Consider the following 18,585-nt stretch of genomic DNA (forward strand, 5'->3'; position numbering starts at 1 on the left):
TCCGCTTGCTGTCACGCGGCCCGCCGGTTGGCTTCGGCGCGCGCCCGTTCCTCGATCTGTTCCTTCAGCGCCGCGATCAGGCCGGGCCGGTCGAACTTGGCGATGTAGTCGTAGAGCCCGGCCTGGCGGCCGCGCTCGATCGCCGCCGGCGACACCAGCGACGACACCGCGATGACCGGCATCTGGTTCAGGTTCTGGTCGGCGCGGATCGCCTCGGTGAACTCGAAGCCGTTCATCTCCGGCATCTCGATGTCGGTGACGACGATGTCGAAGCTGTGCCCGGAACGCAGCGTGGCGAGGCCCTCGATCGCCGACGCCGCCGTGCGCACCTTGTAGCCGGCCGACTTCAACACCGGCGCCAGCATGTTGCGGAAGAACGGCGAGTCGTCGACCAAGAGCACCGACTGCGTCTGCGACTCGGTCGCCATCTCCTTGCGGATGAACCAGTCGGCGAACGCCATCGGCAGGAAGTGGCCGACGTCGATCACTTCCGTCGCCTGGCCCTTGATCACCGCCGAGCCGAGGATGCCGTCCTTGGCGCCGGAGACCTGGATGTTGAGCCGCTCCTCGACGATGTCGATGATCTCGTCGACCACGAGGCCCATCGCCCGGGTCTCGTCGGCGAACACCAGGATCGGCTGCGAGCCCGACGTCTGCACCGACACGCCTTCCATCTGCACCAAGGGCATCAGCTGGTCGCGGTACTGCACCATGTAGCGGCCGTTGGAGATCTCGATCTTGTCGGCCGCGATCTCCTCCAGGCGCGTGACCAGCGCCAGCGGCACCGCCTTGGGCTGCGCCGTGCCGGCGCGGAACACCAAGAGCGAGGTGAGCTGCTCGCCACCGATCGCGTGATGCGCGGCGTGTTCGTCGGATACCGCCTGCGAGGCCGAGCCGGCGGCGCCGAGCGCTTTCGCAATGCCGTTCGGATCGATGATCATGATCACGGCGCCGTCGCCCAGGATGGTGTTGCCCGAGAACATGTCGATGTGACGCAGCTTGGTCGACATCGGCTTGACCACGATTTCCTCGGTGTGGAACACGCAGTCGACCACGATGCCGAAGGTCTGGTTGCCGACCTGCGTCACCACGATGAAGCCGTTCTCCGGATCGGTCGACGAGCCGTCGTCGATCTTCAAGAGCTTCTTCAGATGCATCAGCGGCAGCAGCTTGTTGCGCAAGCGCAGCACCGCGGTGTCCTTGATGCGCTCGATGCGGTGCTCGGAGTTGGCGCGCGCGCGCACCAGCTCGACGACCGACAATTGCGGGATCGCGAAGCGGTCGCCACCGGCTTCGACGATCAGCGCCGAGACGATCGCGAGCGTCAGCGGGATCTTGATGGTGACCGAGGTGCCCTCGCCGAGCACCGACTTGATGTCGATGGTGCCGCCGATCTGGTCGATGTTGGTGCGCACCACGTCCATGCCGACGCCGCGGCCCGAGACCGAGGTGACGGCGGCCGCGGTCGAGAAGCCCGGCTCGAAGATGAACTTGTGGATCTGCGCTTCCGTCATCTTCTCGAGCTCGGCCTCGGTGACGAGGCCGTTCGCCAAGGCCTTGGCCTTGATGCGCTCGGTGTTGAGGCCGCGGCCGTTGTCGGCGATGCAGATGATGATATGGCCGCCTTCATGATAGGCGGACAGCCGGATGGTGCCCTGCTCGGCCTTGCCGGCCGCGGCGCGCTCGGCCATCGTCTCCAGGCCGTGATCGGCGGAGTTGCGCACCATGTGGGTGAGCGGGTCCTTGATCAGGTCGAGCACCTGGCGGTCGAGCTCGGTGTCGGCGCCGTGCATCTCGAGCTCGATCTGCTTGCCGAGCTCGGTGGCGAGGTCGCGGACGATGCGCGGCAGCTTCTGCCAGGCATTGCCGATCGGCTGCATGCGCGTCTTCATGACGCCCTCCTGCAGCTCGGCGGTGACGTTGGACAGCCGCTGCAGCGGCACCTTGAACTCGGTGTCCTCGTTGCGGCGGGCGATCTCGAGCAGCTGGTTGCGCGTCAGCACCAGCTCCGAGACCATCGTCATCAGATGTTCGAGCGTGTCGACGTTGACGCGGATCGACTGGTTGGCGACCTTGTCGTTCTCGTGCACCTCGCCATCGGCATTGGCCTTGGCGCGCGCCGCCTTCTTCGGCGCCTCGGCCCTGGCCTCTGCTTCCGCCTTGGCAGGCCCGGCCTTGGCGACCGGCGCCGGGGCAGCGGCCTTGGGCTCAGGCGCCTTCTCATGCGCGGGCGGCAACTCGATCGCGGTCTCGCGGAAGGCGCGCTCGAGCTCGTCGAGCGACACTTCGCCCGGACGCAGCGGACGCTCCAGCGTCTGGTCGATCAGCGAGCCGTGCGTGACCGCGGGCGCGGCCGGCGCTGCAGGCGCAAGCGGTGGCGCGGTCTCGCCGGCCATCGCGATCGGCTCCGCCGACGCGGCCATTGCCGCCATGCCGCGCTCGACCATGGCTTCGAGCTCGCTGATGAGATCGCGGTCCTCGCCTTCGGGCTCGGCCTCGTTGGCCTCGAGCTGTCCGAGGATGTCCTTGATGCGGTCGATGGTGGTGAGGATTAGCGTCACGGCCTCGCCGGTGACCGGCATGCCGTCGCGGAACTTGCCCATCAGGGTCTCGGCGGCATGCGCCAGCGCTTCGAGCCGCGGCAGGCCGAGGAAGCCGCAGGTCCCCTTGATCGTGTGCACCAGCCGGAAGATGTTATCGAGGATCTTGGCGTTGTTCGGCTCCTGCTCGAACCGCACCAATTGATTATCGACGGTGTCCAGGCTCTCGCTGGTCTCCGTCAGAAACTCACGCAACAGGTCATCCATGAAACTGGCCTTCCAAGAATTGGCGCCGCGGTCACGGGGCGACCGCTGATCCCTGTCAGAGCAACGGTCGGTCCCAGCCTTCACCAGCCGCGCGGATCGATACCCGGCCCTCGCTGACTGGGCTGAACAGACTTTCTGTCCGTGCCATCGTTAGGTGGGGCTTTTATCCGTCCCGTTAATTTTATTGTCCGTGCTAATACGGACGTAGCATCAACCTCTCAGGCTGCGGCGAGCCCGGCCCCTTCGGCGGCCGGAATGTCAAGGCATCGCTTCGGCCGGCGCGACTGCGCGATCCTCTCGCTCGATCAGCGCCCTGATCTCCTTCAGCGCCTTGTACAGCGCTCCTTCCGTGACATGGCGATCCACCGTCTCGGCTTGGCCGGCGGCTTCCGGAATCGCCCTGCGCAACTCGTTCATGCAGGCGAGATAGGACGCGCGATAGCGGATCGCGTCGTTCTTCAGGTACATTGTCTGGACGCAGAGATAGAGGCGCTTGGCCGGCGTATCGGCGGTCTCGGCGGTGACGGTGTCACGTTCGCGGAGTATAGGCGCGTCGCCTTCGACGATGAAGCGGGCGCGCGTGTTCGAATTCACGATGACGCTGTCGCCGATCACGATGCGCTCGAAAGGCTTCAGCTCGACCCGCAGGGGCATGGCCCAACTCTCCTCTCAGAAGGCTCCTCTCGGGAGTCTCCTCTCGGGAGCGGCGTCGTCGGCAGGCTGCATTCGCGTCGACACGACGTTGCTCTCGTGCTCGCTGTCCGGCTGATCCGGCGCCGCAGACGCCGAAGCCGAGCGACGTCAATCTTCGAATATTCTAGAGCCGAAAACGGCGGGGCAAGCCCCGCCGCCTCCGATGTTCGTGGGTGCCGCCCGCGCCTTAACGCAGGAGCTGCAGCACGCTCGCCTGCGACTGGTTGGCGAGCGACAGCGCGGACACCGCGATCGACTGGCGGGTCGACAGCGCCTGGCTGTTGGCCGCTTCCTCGTTGGTGTCGGCCAGCGTCAGGTTCGACGAGCCGGTCTGCAGCACGTTGATCAGGTTCTTGTTGAAGTCCTGACGAACCTGCACGACCGAGAGGTTCGAACCCAGCGTGGAGGCCTCGTTGCGCAGCGTGGAGCTCGCCGAGTTGAGCACGCCGATGACCTTGTTCGCCGAGCTGTTGTCGAGGAAGTCGGTGCCCGAGGTCAACGTCGAGAGGCCGAGGCCCGCCGAGTTGAACGTGACACCAGTGATCGACAGCGTCGACTTGCCGGTTTCGTTGAAGGTCAGCTTCAGCGTGTCGCCGTTCAGCAGGTTGATGCCGTTGAACGAAGCGTCAGCAGCGGTCGTGTTGATCTGCGCCAGCACGTTGTTGTACTGCGAGACCAGGCTTGCGCGCTGCGTCTGCGCGGTCGCATCCGCCACCGGAGCCGCCGCCGTCAGACCATTGAAGGCCTGGCTGGCCGCAGCCGACGTACCACCGATCGCGCCGATCGTGGCCGAAGCCGCGTCGTTGGTCGTGGTGATCGAGATCTTGCCGGTGGACGAGTCGACCGTGGCCTGCAGGTTGTTGGCTGCGAGCTTGGCGTTGAGATCGTTCAGCGACTTGACCTGTCCTGTCCCTAGACCGAACGTGATGCTGGTCGCCGTGCCACCTCCTGTGGCGCCGACCGTCAAGGTCTGGCCTGACAAGCCATCGCCGACGGCAGTCAGCCCGAGCTTGCCCAAGGTGCCGGTGCTGCCCGAGAGCGTCAATCCCGCCGCCGGAGGCGTCAGGGTGATCGCACCCGCGGTGATCGACGCGGTCACGCCGGTCTGGGTCTGGATCGCCGACAGCAGGTTGCTGACGCTGTCGCCGATGCCGATGTTGGTGCCGGACGAGGACGTGCCGGTGACGAAGGTGAAGGTGGTGCCGTTGACGACCAGCGTCTCACCGGAGGTGATGCCGGTGGCGAGGTTGTTCGACGCGGTGCCTGCCGTACCCGACAGCTTGGTCGAGCCGGTGATCGCCACCGCGCTCGAGGTATTGTCGTTGTTCACGACCGAGCCGGTCACAGCCGTCGAGCTGGAGCCGAGCAGGTCGGTGGCGGTCGCGCCGGTCAGAGCCGCCGAGGTCACGCTCGACTTGGTGGAGTAACCCACCGCGCTCTGCAGAACCTGGTTGGCGATCGACTTGGCGCTGTCGACGAGCTTCTGCAGCGAGGTGATGCCGGTGTTGGCGGCCTGCAGCACCTGCACGCCGTTGCCGATGCCGTCGAGCAGATTGGAGATGTCGGAAGCGCGGTTGTCGAGACCCTGGGCGGTGAAGAAGTTGGTCGGATTGTCGAGCGCCGAGTTGACCTTCTTGCCCGTGGAGAGGTTGTTCTGCGTGGTGGCGAGGAGCTGAGCCGTCGACTGGAGCGAGAGCAGGTTCTGGCGCACCGACGCGGAGAGGACGATACCTGACATTGTCATTCCCTTCTGGATGAACATGAGTAAACATCGCCGCACCGTTCTGTCGGCGATGGCGCAGACTGGTCCGCGGAATCCTACCCGTTCGTTAAATTGATCCCGGAACGGCCGCGCGCGGCATCCGCCCCCGCCGTTAATCCTAATTGGCCGCTAATCAGTTCGATCAAATGCGCGCAGACCGCAGAGACTCGCGGTAAAATGGCGCGCTGACACGGCCTCGCGGTCGGCGTGCGCCGATGCGCGGCGTGACCGTTAAGGCAGCGCTAACTATGAGCTTGCGGAAGAGCGGCCGACTACGAGGGGACGCGGTCGGCGCGCGGGAGGACGATCTCGACGCCGGCGGTCCGGCCGCGCGGCTCCTTGAGCCCCAGACGTCCGTTCGAACGCCTGACGAAATCCTCGACCATGCGGATCTCCGAGAAGGCGGGATCGGCCGGAGAGGCATCCGCCGCGCTCACTGACGCCGTCAACACGATCAGCACGTCGGAGGAAATGCCGCCGGCACCCGAGGCGTCCGCACGCATGCGCCTTGCCTCGATGTCGATGCGGCCGCCATGCTCCAATCGATGTCGGGCCCCGATCGCAAGACACAGCAGTGCCGCCATCAGTTGCCCCGGATCGGCGAAGACGGCCGGCACGTCCGCGCCCACCGACGTCGTCACCTCGACCTCGGTGCCCAATGTCGGACGAAGCAGACGAGCGACGTCGATCAGGAGCTCGTTCAACTCCACCGCACATGGCAGCGGCGGCCGGCCTCTTGCGAACGACAGAAGCTGCGAGGTCAATCGAGCGCCACGAGTCGCAGCCTCGTCGATCAGACGCGCGACGGCCGCCAGTTCGGGCTTGTCCTCGACCGCTTCGGCGAGAATGTCGATGGTCCCCGTGATCACGGTGAGAATGTTGTTGAAGTCGTGCAGCAGGCCACCGGCAACCTGACCGACGATCGCCATTCCTGGGTGGATGTCCGGCGTCGCTGCGGCCGGAATGTCTACGCCCGCGCTTGGCAACGACTGGTTGGACCGCTGGTAGGTGGAAGAGGCCATGAATCCTGCATTACCTGTTGGGGGGGAGGACGGCGGGGCTATCGGGACGCAAACGAACGGACGCCGCTGCAACGTTCAGCTTCGTCTTGGCGCTCAGTCTCATCGCTGACCATCGATCGCGCTCCAGCTGGATGCAGCATCAGGCGGACTCCTGCTCCTGCAATGACGACAACCTCGTCACCGCCAGTCGCAAAGCACCGGCCGATGCCTCCACTCGCGACGAGGGTTGCATCCGACAGAAAAAGATCCGTCAACGAATCAGCGCGCTTATTAGCGATTTTGGCTTCAAGATGTCCGCTGTCAATGCGGCCGCATGCTACGTGGTGTCCGTGCCCGCCGGAGCTGCGGCGGCCGGAGCAAGAAGGAGGCCCGCCGCAAGCGCGTTGCGCTGCTTTCACCAGCCGAGGCCGATGCGTGCCGACTGTATACAACAGCGCGCTATCAGATCAGCACATCGCACACATGTTGATGGCCAAATGCGCAACCGCGCATCCGCGCCCGTCTGCACGACAACGAGCACAGCAGGAACGAATGGCCTTTACTGGGAATATTACCCGTGATTCTTCTTGTCAGCGGATAGGACGCAGTTCTATGGAACCATGAGTGCATTGAGATCTGCGAGGCTCCGTTACTGCAATGCAGGAGATGGCTTTGGACCCCAGCTTGCGTTCTCCGAACGGCTTCCTGTCGTCACTGACCGACGATGACTTCGAGCTGATCCGACCCTATCTGCGGACCGTGGATCTGGTGCAAGACTCCATTCTCGCCGAGGTCGGCGAAAAGCTTTCGCGCATCTACTTTCCTCATCGCGGCGTCATCTCGCTGGTCGTGAACCTCGCGCGCGGAGAGCGCGTTCAGGTGGCGATGATCGGTCGCGATAGTCTCTTCGGAAGCATGTCCCTGCTCGCGGGCGGCGATCCGGTGGTGCTGAACAGCGCGGCGGTCCTCGTTCCCGGTGCAGCATCGGTCGTCGACATCGACAAGGTACGGGCGGCCGCCGAACAGAGCCCCTCGTTTCGCGCGCTGATGTTGCGCCACGCACTCGCCATCTACGTGCAGAGCCAGCAGACCGCCGGTTGCAACGCCGCCCACACCGTCGAGTCGCGTCTCGCCCGTTGCCTGCTGCAGACGCATGACCTTTCAGGCGGCAACAAGCTCTACATCACCCAGGAGGCCCTGGCGCAGATGATCGGCGCCCGGCGCAACAGCGTCTCGCTGGTGGCGAGCACGCTGCAGCAGGCGGACTTCATCCACTATAGCCGCGGCCATATCGAGATCATCGATCTGGACGGGCTGAAGAAGACGGCGTGCGAGTGCTACGGTACGGTGAAGGCCCACTACGAGAATCTGGTCCGGCCACGCAGCGTGCCGTGAGCAGGCGTCGTTCCGGCCCTCGCTCGTCGCGCGCCGTTGCCTCGCCGAGCGCCCTTGCCTCCGTACAACTACGGCCCGTGGCATGATCCCCATCGTCGGCACCGCTGGAATTAACGCGCTGTTCAACGGGCGCTGATAATTGTCGACGTGCTGACGAGCGCGAGTTCCAAGAGGCGTCGAATAATCTTCGTGCTGATATACCTCGCCCGTGTTCGGCTTTTGACCAAACGCGCGGAGTAATGACATGGCCTTTGATCTGTCGATGCCGATCCTGGTGGTCGATGACTACGCCACTATGATCCGGATCATCCGCAACCTGCTGAAGCAGCTCGGATTTGAGAACGTCGACGACGCCAGCGACGGATCGGCCGCGCTCTCGAAGATGCAGGCGAAGAAGTACGGTCTGGTGATCTCCGACTGGAACATGGAACCGATGACCGGCTACGACCTGCTGCGGGAGGTGCGGGCCAGCCCGGAGCTGTCGAAGACCCCGTTCATCATGATCACAGCCGAGTCGAAGACCGAAAACGTCATCGCCGCCAAGAAGGCCGGCGTGAGCAACTACATCGTCAAGCCGTTTAATGCGGCGACGCTCAAGACCAAGATGGAAGCCGTGTTCGGCCCGGCCGAATAGCCGAGCTCCCTGGGAATGTCCTGCGCGGCGGCCGGACCGGTGTTCGGCCGCTTTCTCTTTAGCGGGCGAACTCCGCGTGGTTGACGACGGCAGGACGCATACATCGCCGTGCCCTCCCCGTAGTCGTACGGAAACCAAAATTTACGAGGGGGTCAGAGCCGGCCGATAGACATAATCCTGCTTGCCGATGACCGCGTCAGGGTGGCAACGGGACAGGGAATTCATGCGCAACGACCTCCTCGTGATCGAAGATGCCGCCGTGCATCTGTCCATCTTGCGAAAGATCGCAGCACAGGCCGGCTTCAACACGACGGGCGTGAGCTCGGTCGACGCCGTCTCGATCGTCCTGCAGAAGAGGAACTTGGACTGCGTCATGCCGGACCTCTCGCTGGACAACCGCCCCGGCACCGAGGTTCTCGAGCTGAACATAGATCCTCCCTTCTCGAAGCCGATCGATCTGATGCGGCTCCGGCAGACTCTGAAGCAGATCGCGCTGGAGACCGATTGCCGGCGGCTGGTCAGAGCGGCGGGCTGGTAGCAGGCGATGAGCAACAAGAAACGCTTTCTGGGAGCGCCTGCAGCGATCGCGCTGATCCTCATCTGCGTCATTGCCGGCAGCAACCTGTTCTTCCTCACCAACCTGCGCGAGAACGCGCTTCAGCACGCCGAGGAAGATCTCAGCCGCCATAGCCTCACGCTTGCAGAGAACGCCGACCGCTCGGTGAAATCGGTCGACCTCGTGCTCACAAGCGTGCGCGACTACCTGGTGCGCGGCGGCGCCATCGACGCTGCGGCGTTTCGCAAGGTCGCGTCAGACCATCAGACCCACCTCCTGCTCAAGGAGAAAATCGCAGGACTGCCGCAGATCGATGCGGTGACGCTGATCGACGCACAAGGCGGGCTCCTGAACTTCTCGCGCTACTGGCCGATCCCGGACGTCAACATCGCCGACCGCGACTATTTCAAGGCGCTGAAGGCCGACCCTACACTGCGGACCTTCCTCAGCACGCCGGTTCAGAATCGCGGCGACGGCACCTGGAACATCTATTTTGCCCGCCGGCTCGACGATTCCAATGGCGAGTTCATGGGCATGATGCTCGGCGCCATGTCCGTGCCCTATCTGGAGAACTTCTTCGGCTCCACCGCGCAGGGTCTCGATGCCGCGGTGTCGCTGATCCGCGAGGACGGTACGCTGCTCGCGCATTTTCCGCCCACGAGCGAGATCGGCAAGCCGACCTCCGGCTTCGGTCAGCGCGCACTGTCGGCCGGCGGCGTGCTGCGCGAACCCTCCGCACGAACCGGCGAGATGCGCCGGCGGGCGGCAAAGATGCTGCCGAACTATCCCGCGATGATCGTGGTGTCGGTGTTCGAGCACGACGTCCTGAAGGCCTGGCGCGACATGGCGACGCTTCTGGTCATCGTGTCCCTGGTGAGCGCGATGGCCGTGTTCGCGGCCGCCGTCCTGATCTCACGCTGGTGGGAACGCCACGAGCACCTGATCGAGGCCGCCGAGGCCGCGAACGCGGCGAAGTCCACTTTCGTCGCGATGATGAGCCACGAGATCCGCACGCCGATGAACGCGGTGCTCGGCCTCGCCACGACGCTGCTGGAGACCAATCTCGATCCCGAGCAGCGCCGCTCGGTGGTGGCGATCCACAATGCCGGCGACAATCTGCTCGAGATCCTCAACGACATTCTCGACTTCTCCAAGCTCGAATCCGGCCAGCTCTCGCTCGAGGACATCGCGTTCTCCGCCGAGGCCCTGGTCCACAACACGCTGAGCATCATCGGTCCGCGGGCTTCCGCCAAGGACCTGAAGCTGAGGAGCGTCAGCGACCCGGCGGTGCCGCCCGCGCTGGTCGGCGACGCCGGCCGCATTCGCCAGATCCTGCTCAACCTGGTGTCCAACGCGGTCAAGTTCACCTCGTCAGGCGAAGTGGTCGTCACGACGCGCGGCATCGAGAAGGATGACGAGAAGGCGACGGTGGAATGGACGGTGACCGACACCGGCATCGGCATTGCCGCCGACAAGATCGGCTCGCTGTTCGCGAACTTCGTCCAGGCCGACAATTCGATCAGCCGCCGGTTCGGCGGCTCCGGACTCGGGCTTGCGATCTGCAAGCGCCTGATCGAGCAGATGGGGGGTGACATCAAGGTCACCTCGACGCTGGGCAGCGGATCCACCTTCTCGTTCCGCCTGACGCTGCCGATTGCCGAGACCATCGCGGTGCCAGAGCAGAACGACGACGGCATCTATACCTCGCTGCAGAACCGGATCGCGGCGTTCGGCCGGCCGCTGCGCGTCCTCGTGGTCGACGACAATCCGACCAATCGCCTGGTCGCGACCAAGATGCTCAAGGATTTCGACATCCAGACCGACACGGCCTGCGACGGCGCCGAGGCCGTCACCGCCGCCAGCCGCTTCAACTACGACCTGATCCTAATGGACGTCCGCATGCCGGAGATGGACGGCTTCCAGGCAACCCGGACCATTCGCGCGCGAGGCGAGCGCCGTTCCAACGTGCCGATCATCGCCTTCACGGCGAACGCCTTCATGGAGGATATTCGGGCCTGCCGGGAAGCCGGGATGAACGACTTCGTCGTCAAGCCGGCCCGCAAGAAAGCGCTCGTGGAAGCCATCCTGCGCGTGCTGCCCCTGCCCGTGCCGGTGCTGGACACCGTGGCGTCAGACGCCCCGCTGGTGCCGGCCCAGCCGGATGCCAGGGCCGCCGACATTGCCGCCGACACCGAAATTGCTCCCGAAGCCGCGCTCGACCGCGAAGCCTATGCCGAGCTGGTCGGCGAGATCGGAGACGAGGCCGCGGAGGAGATCCGCGACGTGTTCTTCAGCGAGACGGATGCGCGGCTGAAGCAGCTCCGCCAGCTGACGCTCGGCGGCGAGCGCATCAAGATCGGCCGCGAGGCGCATTCGCTGAAGAGCGCAGCCGGAACCTTCGGGTACCGCCGGCTTGCGGCCTACGCGCTCGCGCTGGAGAAGAGCGCGCCACGCCTGTCCGCCAAGGAGTATGCCGAGCTGCTCGACAACATCGAGGCCGCCTACGCCGCCGCCCGCGCCCAGGAGCTGCAATATTGAAGCGAGGGAGGCCGCAGGCCTCCATGGCGCAATCCGATCTGCGCGGCGTCTCGCACGCCGCACCGCCGCGACGGGCTCGGACGACCGAGATGGCAAACGAGACCTTCACGACGCGGATTCGCTGAACCTGATCTTCATATTCCCTTACAATAAGTTGACGCCGTACTTCTACGGCTCACGATTTTCACAATCAACTAATCATGAGCTGCGAGACTCGGGGTCACATAGGAGATGTGTCCCATGTTTACTTTTGAAACCGCCGACCAGAAGGAAGTCAGGCGTTTCCGAATTGCGCAGTTCAACGGCCGGACCGCGACCGTGAAATCCGGCGGATCGACGATCACCGGCCACGTCCGTTCAGTCATGGAGAACGAAGCGAGCGTACCGCCGCGCTGGACCATTACGATCGTGCCGGCACCGCCCAAGGCGCAAGCGCCGCTGCGCCCGACCTCCCGGGTTCGCCCCTTCGCCGAGGATTATTTCTGACAGCACGGACGTCCGCGTCCCGCTCAGCGCGTTCGACCGAGCCGGTCGGACGCCGATCTTCATTGCCTGCAGCGCGGGGCACCGCGGGGGTCGAAAGCGCGAGCGCGGCATTCGCGCTCGTCCGCCGTCATCCGATCTGGTTGAGAAGTGCTGCGCGAACGAGTTCGGCTGTGTTGCGCGCGCCAACCTTGCGCATGGCCTCGGCGCGATGGCTCTCGAAGGTGCGGGGGCTGATGCCCATGCGCAAGGCGCCCTCCTTGTTCGAATGCCCCTCACTGATCAGCTTGAGGACCTCGTGTTCGCGCGGGGTCAGCGACTTGCTGGCCCGGCCGGGTGGTCGCGCGGGCGCCGTGCCCTGCTCGTGAGCCGGCACCATCCGCGACAGCGGTCTTAACTGCCCGTGCGCGCCGGACATCTGGTTGACCAGGGCGCAGATCCGCTCGGTCTGCAGCAACGCGTTGTCGACGACCACCTGGACATGCCGGCGCTCGCCGGGCGTCCTGGCGATCTCGTCGCTGCGCTGCTTGATTTCCTCCATGTAGAGCATCAGGGCGGTGAGCGAACCGTTCAGCTGACGCGCCAAAGCGAGCGTGCCCTGGTCGTCGTGACGTGCCATCGCGAGCGGCGCAGATGTGCCGGAACGGGTCGCCAGGAGGTCCGGGTCGTTAACTCCTTGGCCGCCCGGAGCAGGTGCGGCGTGAGCGTCGGAAAGGCTGTTGTTCAGCTGTGCCATGCCTCATTCTGACGCGGCGGCAACTTTAACATGGTTAATTATACCGTCCGTAGCAATACGGGATTTTTCCCGGCAACTCGCGCAACCGCCGCTAATTTTCCCAAAAGTTACAATCTGAAATGGTTAAGCCGGGCGTGATGCCGTGCTTCGGGAGACCCGTCCCCGGCGCGTGCCGCGACGCCTGTCCACGATGTCGTGCAATGCTACGATTGTTTACTGACATTAATTTCGCACCAACTGTTTCGTGCTTCGATGAGCTCCGTGCTCGTCCGTGGAGACGAGCGACCTTGACATATAGCTGACAGCCTGACGCCAATGGGACCGGTCGACCGGATCTGGGAATTCCTGCAGCGGTTGTCACCGCTGACACGAAGCTGCCTGCTCAGCGAGCTCGAACGGCTGGAGCTGAGCGGCGTCGACATGCCGGGATCCGCCGACCTCCAGGCCCGGCTGCGCGCCGAGATCCGCAACAACAATGGCGCCGGCGGCCACCGCACCATCAATCCTTCGCGCTACTTCTTCATGCCCGTCGAGCAGCTTCTCATCGACGGTTCGCCGGAGCATGCCAATGAGGGCCGCATTGCCCGCGGCTCCCTCACGCCGATCTGGGAATGGATCTCGCGCGATTTGCTGCCGACCATGGCGCGAGACTACAACGCGCAGATGAAGGACCTGATCGCCGGGGACAAGCAGCGCGAGATCCGCCAGGTCGCGAGCGCGTTCCAGACCAAGGTGACGAAGTCGCTGGAAGGCACGTTGGCGCGCGCCGAGGGCATCGAGCAGGTCCGCAGCAAGCTGAAGGCCTATACGGCCTCGCCGTCGGTGTTCGACGACGTCGTCAAGCTGTTGAAGGCGCTGCGCGCCCGCGAGGAACTCGCTAAGTTCGCCGATTCGCTGCCGGACCGGATCGTTGAGTTCGACGATCCGCAGGTGAAGAAGATGGTGCTGCTGCTCGATGCGCTGCGCAAGAGGCAGCCGGAAGCCGTGCCCTTTGCGTTGACGCTGGTCGCCAAGCGTCTGAAGGAGCCCTGGCAGGTGTTGCGGCTGGCGACCAAGGCGGCGCGCTCGAAGAACGTCGCGGACGTCATCGCTGCGCCCTACGCCATGACCGTGCCGATGGTGCTCGATCAGCTCGAGGACAAGCGGCTCGCGCTTCGTGTCGCGTTGAAGAACAACCGCGTCGTGACCGCCAAGGAAATCCTCACCAGCATCTATGACATCGAGTATGCGATCCAGGTCCGCATCGATCGCATCGACGAGTCCGAGTGGGGCACGCGCCTGAACGCCATCATGGCCAATACCGACAGAATGGTGCAGGCCGAGGTCAAGCGCTTTCCCGCAGAAGTTGGGCACGTGCTCGGCTCCAACAGGCTGCGCAGCCATCGCTCGCTCGGCGGCCGCCTCACCTATTTCGCCTGGAAGGGCCGTGACGCGATCAAGACGGTGCTGCGGTCGGCAACCGGTTGACGGCCGCGCGTTCAGAGCGCCCTTCCGGCCATCCTAGCGCTGAGCCATGCGCTCGCGCGCCGACTTGAATCCTGCCACGAAGCGCGCCAGCGTGTCCGAGGTCTTGCCGCGCGGCAGCATCACTTCGATCAGCGAGAAGCGTCCGCGCCGATGCACCGCGCGCTCCAGCGCAGCGACGAGCTCGCTCCGGGTGGCGACGCGCTCGCCGGTGCCGCCGATGGAATTGGCGATGTCGGCATAGTGCCAGTCATCGAGATCGTTGAACCGCGACTCCGGCTGGAACACGCGCAGCATCTCCCAGCTGCAATTGTTGAACAGCACGACGATCGGATCGAGGCCGTAGCGGCGACAGTTGCCGAGCTCCCATCCGGTCATCTGGAATGCGCCATCGCCGACCAGGATCAGCGGACGAAGGCCGGTCGCGGCCACGCCGATGCCGGCCGGCACGCCGAAGCCCATCCCGGCGTAGTAGCCCGGCGCGGCCAGCGCGGTATTGTCGATCTCCATCGCGGTGAACAGGCAATCGCCAATATCGGAGGTCATCGGCATTCGGCCATGGCGATCGAACATGTCGTTGACCGCGGTCGCGATGTCCGAAGGCGCAATCGGCGCACCATCGGCCGCGAGGCCGCGCGGATAGACCGAGCGCTGCCGCGGCAGGCCGGGAGCTGCGGCCCGCGGTGCCGCGCGCTCGTCGAGCGCATCGATCAGATCGCCGAGCGGCATGTCGCGATAGGCGTGATGGCCGATCTGAACCTCACGGCTGGCGGCCAGGATCATGCGGCGCGGGTCCGGCGCCCGGTTGGACAGCGCGAAATTGGTGTCCGACAGGATGACGCCCAGCATCAGCACGAGATCAGCATTCTCGACCAGTTCCGTGATCGCCGGGTTGCCCGCGGCGCCAAGATAGGTGCCGGCGACGACATCGTCGGCCCTGTCGAGCAGGCCGCGGCCCATGAAGGTCGTCACCAGCGGCAGGCCGAGCTTGCGCGCGAGCGCCGCGATCCTGTCCTCGACGCCGTAGCGGCGGATTTCGACGTCGACGACGATCACGGGACGCTCCGCCTGCGCGATGCGGGCGAGGATCTCCTCGACGCATTCGTCGAGCGCCTCGCGGCTGGCCCGCCGCGGCGGCAGCGGCACCACCGGCTCGACCTCGGCATCGACCATGTCGCGCGGAAATTCGAGATAGACCGGCAGCGACATCTCCTTCGCGCTGCGCAGCACGCGCGCAATCTGGGCCGGCGCCGTGGCCGGATCGCTCAGCACCGCCTGATCGCAGGTGATCTCCTTGAACACCGCGAGCTGCGTGTCGACGGTGCGGGCCTGGTGGTGCAGCAGAAAACCGGAGACGCGCTCACGCGCGCCGGGCGCGCCCGCGATCACCACGACCGGCGAGCGTTCGGCATAGGCGCCGGCGACCGCGTTCACGACGTTGAAGGCGCCGGCGCCGTAGGTGACGACGGCGACGCCGAGGCCGCCATGATAGCGCGCGGCCGCGTCCGCAGCGAAGCCGACCGCCGGCTCATGGCTCAGCGTGAAGCTCGGCAGGATGTTGCTCTCCTCGATGACCTTGAACAGCGGCAGCACGATGTCGCCGGGAATGCCAAAGATCTCGCGGGCGCCGTGGTCCTTCAGGGCGGCGAGCAGCGCATGGGCAAGAGCAGGCATCCGGATCCCCTGAGCGTGGCGTGACGTTCAGCCGGTGCTACACGATGAGGGGCGGACTGCCAACCGCCGGCCGTTCGGTCCGCGAGCCGTGCCGTCCGGATCGCCCCGTCCAAACTTCATGCTGGAGCGGCAAGCCCCGAGCTCACCCGCGCCACATCAGTTCGCCGTCAGCCGCAGAACCTGGGCGGAGGGTGCAACGCCATGCGGGACGGCAAGCGCAACCGTGAACAGGATAGCGACTGCCACGATCATGCAGAGCTTCATCACAACAGTCCTGCGATCGGTGATCGGCAGGAACAGGAAGAACAGCAGCATCGCCGCCAGCGCGAGTTCGAAAACGTAAGACATGGATGACCACCTCCCTTGCCAGGAGGATGGCGCAGGCCGGAAGCCCAGACTGTGCGTGCCGTCACATCGGTCCCATAGACCACGCGAGCCAGTATCCCGGCCGCCGCAGCGGGACCATGCAACCCAATCGATTGCCACCTCTCAGCCGTCGAACAGCGCGGCCTCGGTAAAGGCGAGATCGCCGAGACGCGGCGGATGCGGACCCTTGGCATATTTGCGTCCGCGCTTGTCCGAGTACCAGCCGGCCAGCCCGGCAACGGGCTCGTTCGCATCGAGCCGCACCAGCAGGCCGCCCCGCCGCAGCAGGAACCGGCCGATGTTGCCGGCCAGCCGCACGAGGTCGGCGACATCCCGGCAATACAGCAGGCGATACACCGGCAGCGCGTTCATCACCCGGTGCTTCTGAAACACGAACGGATACGCCGCATCGGCCTCGCGCGCGACGAGACTGAGACACCCCCATTGCGCATGCTGCCGCAACAGATCGGCCGCGTCGGGAGAGAGCCCATGCACATGGTCCTCGGAGAATTCTTCGATACGGACATCCGAGCGCGATCGCGACAGGGCCAGCGCGGCGTAGACCTGTCCCTTGCAGTAGACCGAAAAGCCCTGAGCCTCGACCTGTGGCCAAGTGTGCGGGGCCGGCGTGATGTTGAAATAAGTCACCGTCTTGTCGCGCGTCGCCGCGCGCACCAGCATCGAGCTGAAGGCACGGAACGCCGGCTCGACATACCAGCTCGAGACATTGGCCCTGACGATCGGCTTACCGCCGCTGTGGAGCTCGGAGAACAGCAGCAGGATCACGCCGACGGGAACGCCGCCATGGTCGAGACAATAGCCGAATGCCGGAAAGCCGGCCGGCCGCGGGCGCGCCGCGTGACGTTCGAGTCCGCGCAGCCAATAGGCCTCGCTGCGGAAGGCGAATCCGCGCGTCAGCAGCGCAGCGACCGCCGGCAGATCCGCCGTGCGGATCTCTCGGATGCGAACCCCGGTCACGGCCTGCGCCGGCACCGGCTTGTCGTTCGCAATCTCGGCCTTTTTGATCGGCTGCATTCCAGCATCACCCGAGAGAGGTCCAGCGCGTCACCCGTCGCGCGGCGGGATTGTCGTGGCTGCAATTATCGTAAAAAGGTCAGGTGGCAGTGAACCACGTCGCGCTGGCCTTACTTTTCAGTTAACGGGATTCGCGAACCACATCGAGGTGTTGTCACTCGCCCCCCTCACGGTGACCCTCGCGACTGGCGTCATCACTCACGGCCGCGGCACGCGAAACATGTAGGTTTCATCGGCATTGAGGCCGTCGACGAAGAAACGTCCGGGCTTTGCCTCGATCCGGCGCCGCAGCCCATCCCAGCCCCAGACCTCAAGGCTGCGCGTCCATGCGGGCAGCTCGAGCTCGACCGCGCGGCCCGGCCGGTCGGTCCAGCCGGCTATGTTCTGCCACACGATCAAGTCGGCATCCGGTCCGCGCAGCGTGTAGAGCGCCAGCCGGCGGTCGATGGACACGATCCTCATGTGACCGGCGAGCTGCAGCACCGTCTTCACCACGAAGCCGCGTGCTTCCGGGGTCCAGGGATCCTTGCCCGCCGCCATCGCATAGGCCAGACCGTCGACATCGGGCGTGTCGCCGAGATTCCAAGGAAACGCCAGCATGGACACCGGCGAGGTGCCATCCTTGCCGACCACCGCAAGCTGGTCCCAGATCGCATTGAGAAACAGTCTCGCCGCGTCCGGATCGCTGTCCCACGCGCCGGCGCGCGCGACGTTGAACTCGGTTGCGTAGAAGTTGATGTCGCGGCTCAGGCCCATCGCCTGCTTGATGCGGTCGAAGCAGGTCTGCACCGAGAACTCGCGGCCGCGGGTCATCGGATACCATTTATCATTGTAGTAGGTATGCAGGTCGATGCCGTCGAGACGGCCGTCCTCGAGCAGATCGGCGATCGCCGGACCGTAGCCGCGCAACGTCGCATCGCCATGCGAGTTGCAGGTGGCAAAGCCGCCGGGAACGACCCGCAGCTTGGGGTCGACGCTGTGAACACCGTCCGCAAGCCCAGCCAGCGCGTCGTGATAGTCCTGGCGCGGGATCGTGGCCTGCACGTCGGGCTCGTTGATCGCGGTGAAGACGGTTGCGCCCCAATCGGGAATGCCGTTCTCGCGGCCCCAATCGCCACCGGGACGGAAACGTCTCGCCATCGCCTGCCCGGCGGCGAACCAGTCCTGATAGGATCCGATCGGCTGCGGCGGATCCAACCTCTGATAGCTGCCTTCGTACTCCAGCAGGATCAGCGGCATGATACCGTTCTTGTGCGCCTCCAGCATGGCGGCATCGAAGTCGTGCGGCGTGGGCACCCGCGCCAGCGTCCGCCAGCCGTAGGAGTCCATTCGTCCCATCCTGGCACCGACGCCGTGCAGCGCCTGATAGATCTGCGTGCTCTTGCCGGCCAGATGCGTGACCAGATTGCCGCCGCCGATGCGCTCGTCGATCCGCAACGCC

The 18,585-nt window shown here is 65.1% G+C and carries 15 protein-coding genes; 6 read left to right on the top strand and 9 right to left on the bottom strand.

What is annotated here, in order from left to right; all coding sequences use genetic code 11:
* Window positions 1–11: 11 nt before the first annotated feature.
* From QX039_RS16860 to QX039_RS16875, 4 genes are all read right to left on the bottom strand, one after another.
* Window positions 12–2,807 (bottom strand): hybrid sensor histidine kinase/response regulator, encoded by a 2,796-nt coding sequence (locus QX039_RS16860; RefSeq protein ID WP_315734104.1) that lies wholly within the window; start codon window positions 2,805–2,807, stop codon window positions 12–14.
* Between the two features lie 258 nt (window positions 2,808–3,065).
* Window positions 3,066–3,461, bottom strand: coding sequence for a flagellar biosynthesis repressor FlbT (flbT, locus tag QX039_RS16865; RefSeq protein ID WP_315740791.1), 396 nt, complete (start codon window positions 3,459–3,461; stop codon window positions 3,066–3,068).
* A 226-nt stretch (window positions 3,462–3,687) separates the two neighbouring features.
* Window positions 3,688–5,238, bottom strand: coding sequence for a flagellin (locus QX039_RS16870; protein ID WP_316158702.1), 1,551 nt, complete (start codon window positions 5,236–5,238; stop codon window positions 3,688–3,690).
* Between the two features lie 296 nt (window positions 5,239–5,534).
* Window positions 5,535–6,284: a histidine kinase dimerization/phospho-acceptor domain-containing protein gene (locus tag QX039_RS16875; protein WP_315770507.1), complete on the bottom strand. Its 750-nt coding sequence runs from the start codon at window positions 6,282–6,284 to the stop codon at window positions 5,535–5,537.
* Between the two features lie 651 nt (window positions 6,285–6,935).
* Between QX039_RS16875 and QX039_RS16880 the strand changes: the two genes are divergently transcribed.
* From QX039_RS16880 to QX039_RS16900, 5 genes are all read left to right on the top strand, one after another.
* Window positions 6,936–7,658 carry a Crp/Fnr family transcriptional regulator gene (locus QX039_RS16880; RefSeq protein WP_315740838.1) on the top strand — a complete coding sequence of 241 codons (723 nt, stop codon included), beginning with the start codon at window positions 6,936–6,938 and terminating at the stop codon, window positions 7,656–7,658.
* Between the two features lie 244 nt (window positions 7,659–7,902).
* Window positions 7,903–8,292 (top strand): response regulator, encoded by a 390-nt coding sequence (locus QX039_RS16885; RefSeq protein WP_008968243.1) that lies wholly within the window; start codon window positions 7,903–7,905, stop codon window positions 8,290–8,292.
* Between the two features lie 223 nt (window positions 8,293–8,515).
* Complete coding sequence (locus QX039_RS16890) at window positions 8,516–8,830, top strand: response regulator (protein WP_315770509.1); 315 nt, start codon at window positions 8,516–8,518, stop codon at window positions 8,828–8,830.
* Between the two features lie 6 nt (window positions 8,831–8,836).
* Entirely contained in the window at window positions 8,837–11,386 is a 2,550-nt protein-coding gene (locus tag QX039_RS16895; RefSeq protein ID WP_315770511.1) for a hybrid sensor histidine kinase/response regulator, read from the top strand.
* Between the two features lie 240 nt (window positions 11,387–11,626).
* Entirely contained in the window at window positions 11,627–11,872 is a 246-nt protein-coding gene (locus QX039_RS16900) for a hypothetical protein (RefSeq protein WP_315740795.1), read from the top strand.
* Between the two features lie 127 nt (window positions 11,873–11,999).
* On the opposite strand, the gene QX039_RS16905 is transcribed toward QX039_RS16900, so the two are convergent.
* A complete protein-coding gene (locus QX039_RS16905) occupies window positions 12,000–12,605 on the bottom strand; it encodes a LuxR C-terminal-related transcriptional regulator (protein WP_315770512.1) in 606 nt (201 codons plus the stop codon).
* Between the two features lie 315 nt (window positions 12,606–12,920).
* Between QX039_RS16905 and QX039_RS16910 the strand changes: the two genes are divergently transcribed.
* Complete coding sequence (locus QX039_RS16910) at window positions 12,921–14,072, top strand: hypothetical protein (RefSeq protein ID WP_315770513.1); 1,152 nt, start codon at window positions 12,921–12,923, stop codon at window positions 14,070–14,072.
* Window positions 14,073–14,105: 33 nt separating this feature from the next.
* On the opposite strand, the gene ipdC is transcribed toward QX039_RS16910, so the two are convergent.
* The 4 genes from ipdC to QX039_RS16930 form a co-directional block, all read right to left on the bottom strand.
* Window positions 14,106–15,743, bottom strand: a complete 1,638-nt coding sequence (ipdC, locus tag QX039_RS16915; RefSeq protein ID WP_315770515.1) for an indolepyruvate/phenylpyruvate decarboxylase — start codon at window positions 15,741–15,743, stop codon at window positions 14,106–14,108.
* A gap of 156 nt (window positions 15,744–15,899) precedes the next feature.
* Window positions 15,900–16,091 (bottom strand): hypothetical protein, encoded by a 192-nt coding sequence (locus QX039_RS16920; protein ID WP_315770516.1) that lies wholly within the window; start codon window positions 16,089–16,091, stop codon window positions 15,900–15,902.
* A 141-nt stretch (window positions 16,092–16,232) separates the two neighbouring features.
* Entirely contained in the window at window positions 16,233–17,144 is a 912-nt protein-coding gene (locus QX039_RS16925) for an acyl-CoA acyltransferase (protein ID WP_315740800.1), read from the bottom strand.
* 198 nt (window positions 17,145–17,342) lie between these two features.
* Window positions 17,343–18,563: a hypothetical protein gene (locus tag QX039_RS16930; RefSeq protein ID WP_315770672.1), complete on the bottom strand. Its 1,221-nt coding sequence runs from the start codon at window positions 18,561–18,563 to the stop codon at window positions 17,343–17,345.
* Window positions 18,564–18,585 lie beyond the last annotated feature (22 nt).

Origin of the sequence: Bradyrhizobium sp. SZCCHNR1043 (assembly GCF_032489675.1) — a bacterium.
GTDB lineage: Bacteria > Pseudomonadota > Alphaproteobacteria > Rhizobiales > Xanthobacteraceae > Bradyrhizobium.

Bases quoted from the DNA above. Each gene is read 5' to 3' on its own strand.
- QX039_RS16895 (WP_315770511.1), top strand. From the start codon at position 8,837: ATGAGCAACAAGAAACGCTTTCTGGGAGCGCCTGCAGCGATCGCGCTG.
- QX039_RS16910 (WP_315770513.1), top strand. From the start codon at position 12,921: ATGGGACCGGTCGACCGGATCTGGGAATTCCTGCAGCGGTTGTCACCG.
- ipdC (WP_315770515.1), bottom strand. From the start codon at position 15,743: ATGCCTGCTCTTGCCCATGCGCTGCTCGCCGCCCTGAAGGACCACGGC.
- QX039_RS16870 (WP_316158702.1), bottom strand. From the start codon at position 5,238: ATGTCAGGTATCGTCCTCTCCGCGTCGGTGCGCCAGAACCTGCTCTCG.
- flbT (WP_315740791.1), bottom strand. From the start codon at position 3,461: ATGCCCCTGCGGGTCGAGCTGAAGCCTTTCGAGCGCATCGTGATCGGC.
- QX039_RS16885 (WP_008968243.1), top strand. From the start codon at position 7,903: ATGGCCTTTGATCTGTCGATGCCGATCCTGGTGGTCGATGACTACGCC.
- QX039_RS16860 (WP_315734104.1), bottom strand. From the start codon at position 2,807: ATGGATGACCTGTTGCGTGAGTTTCTGACGGAGACCAGCGAGAGCCTG.
- QX039_RS16900 (WP_315740795.1), top strand. From the start codon at position 11,627: ATGTTTACTTTTGAAACCGCCGACCAGAAGGAAGTCAGGCGTTTCCGA.
- QX039_RS16875 (WP_315770507.1), bottom strand. From the start codon at position 6,284: ATGGCCTCTTCCACCTACCAGCGGTCCAACCAGTCGTTGCCAAGCGCG.
- QX039_RS16905 (WP_315770512.1), bottom strand. From the start codon at position 12,605: ATGGCACAGCTGAACAACAGCCTTTCCGACGCTCACGCCGCACCTGCT.
- QX039_RS16890 (WP_315770509.1), top strand. From the start codon at position 8,516: ATGCGCAACGACCTCCTCGTGATCGAAGATGCCGCCGTGCATCTGTCC.
- QX039_RS16920 (WP_315770516.1), bottom strand. From the start codon at position 16,091: ATGTCTTACGTTTTCGAACTCGCGCTGGCGGCGATGCTGCTGTTCTTC.
- QX039_RS16925 (WP_315740800.1), bottom strand. From the start codon at position 17,144: ATGCAGCCGATCAAAAAGGCCGAGATTGCGAACGACAAGCCGGTGCCG.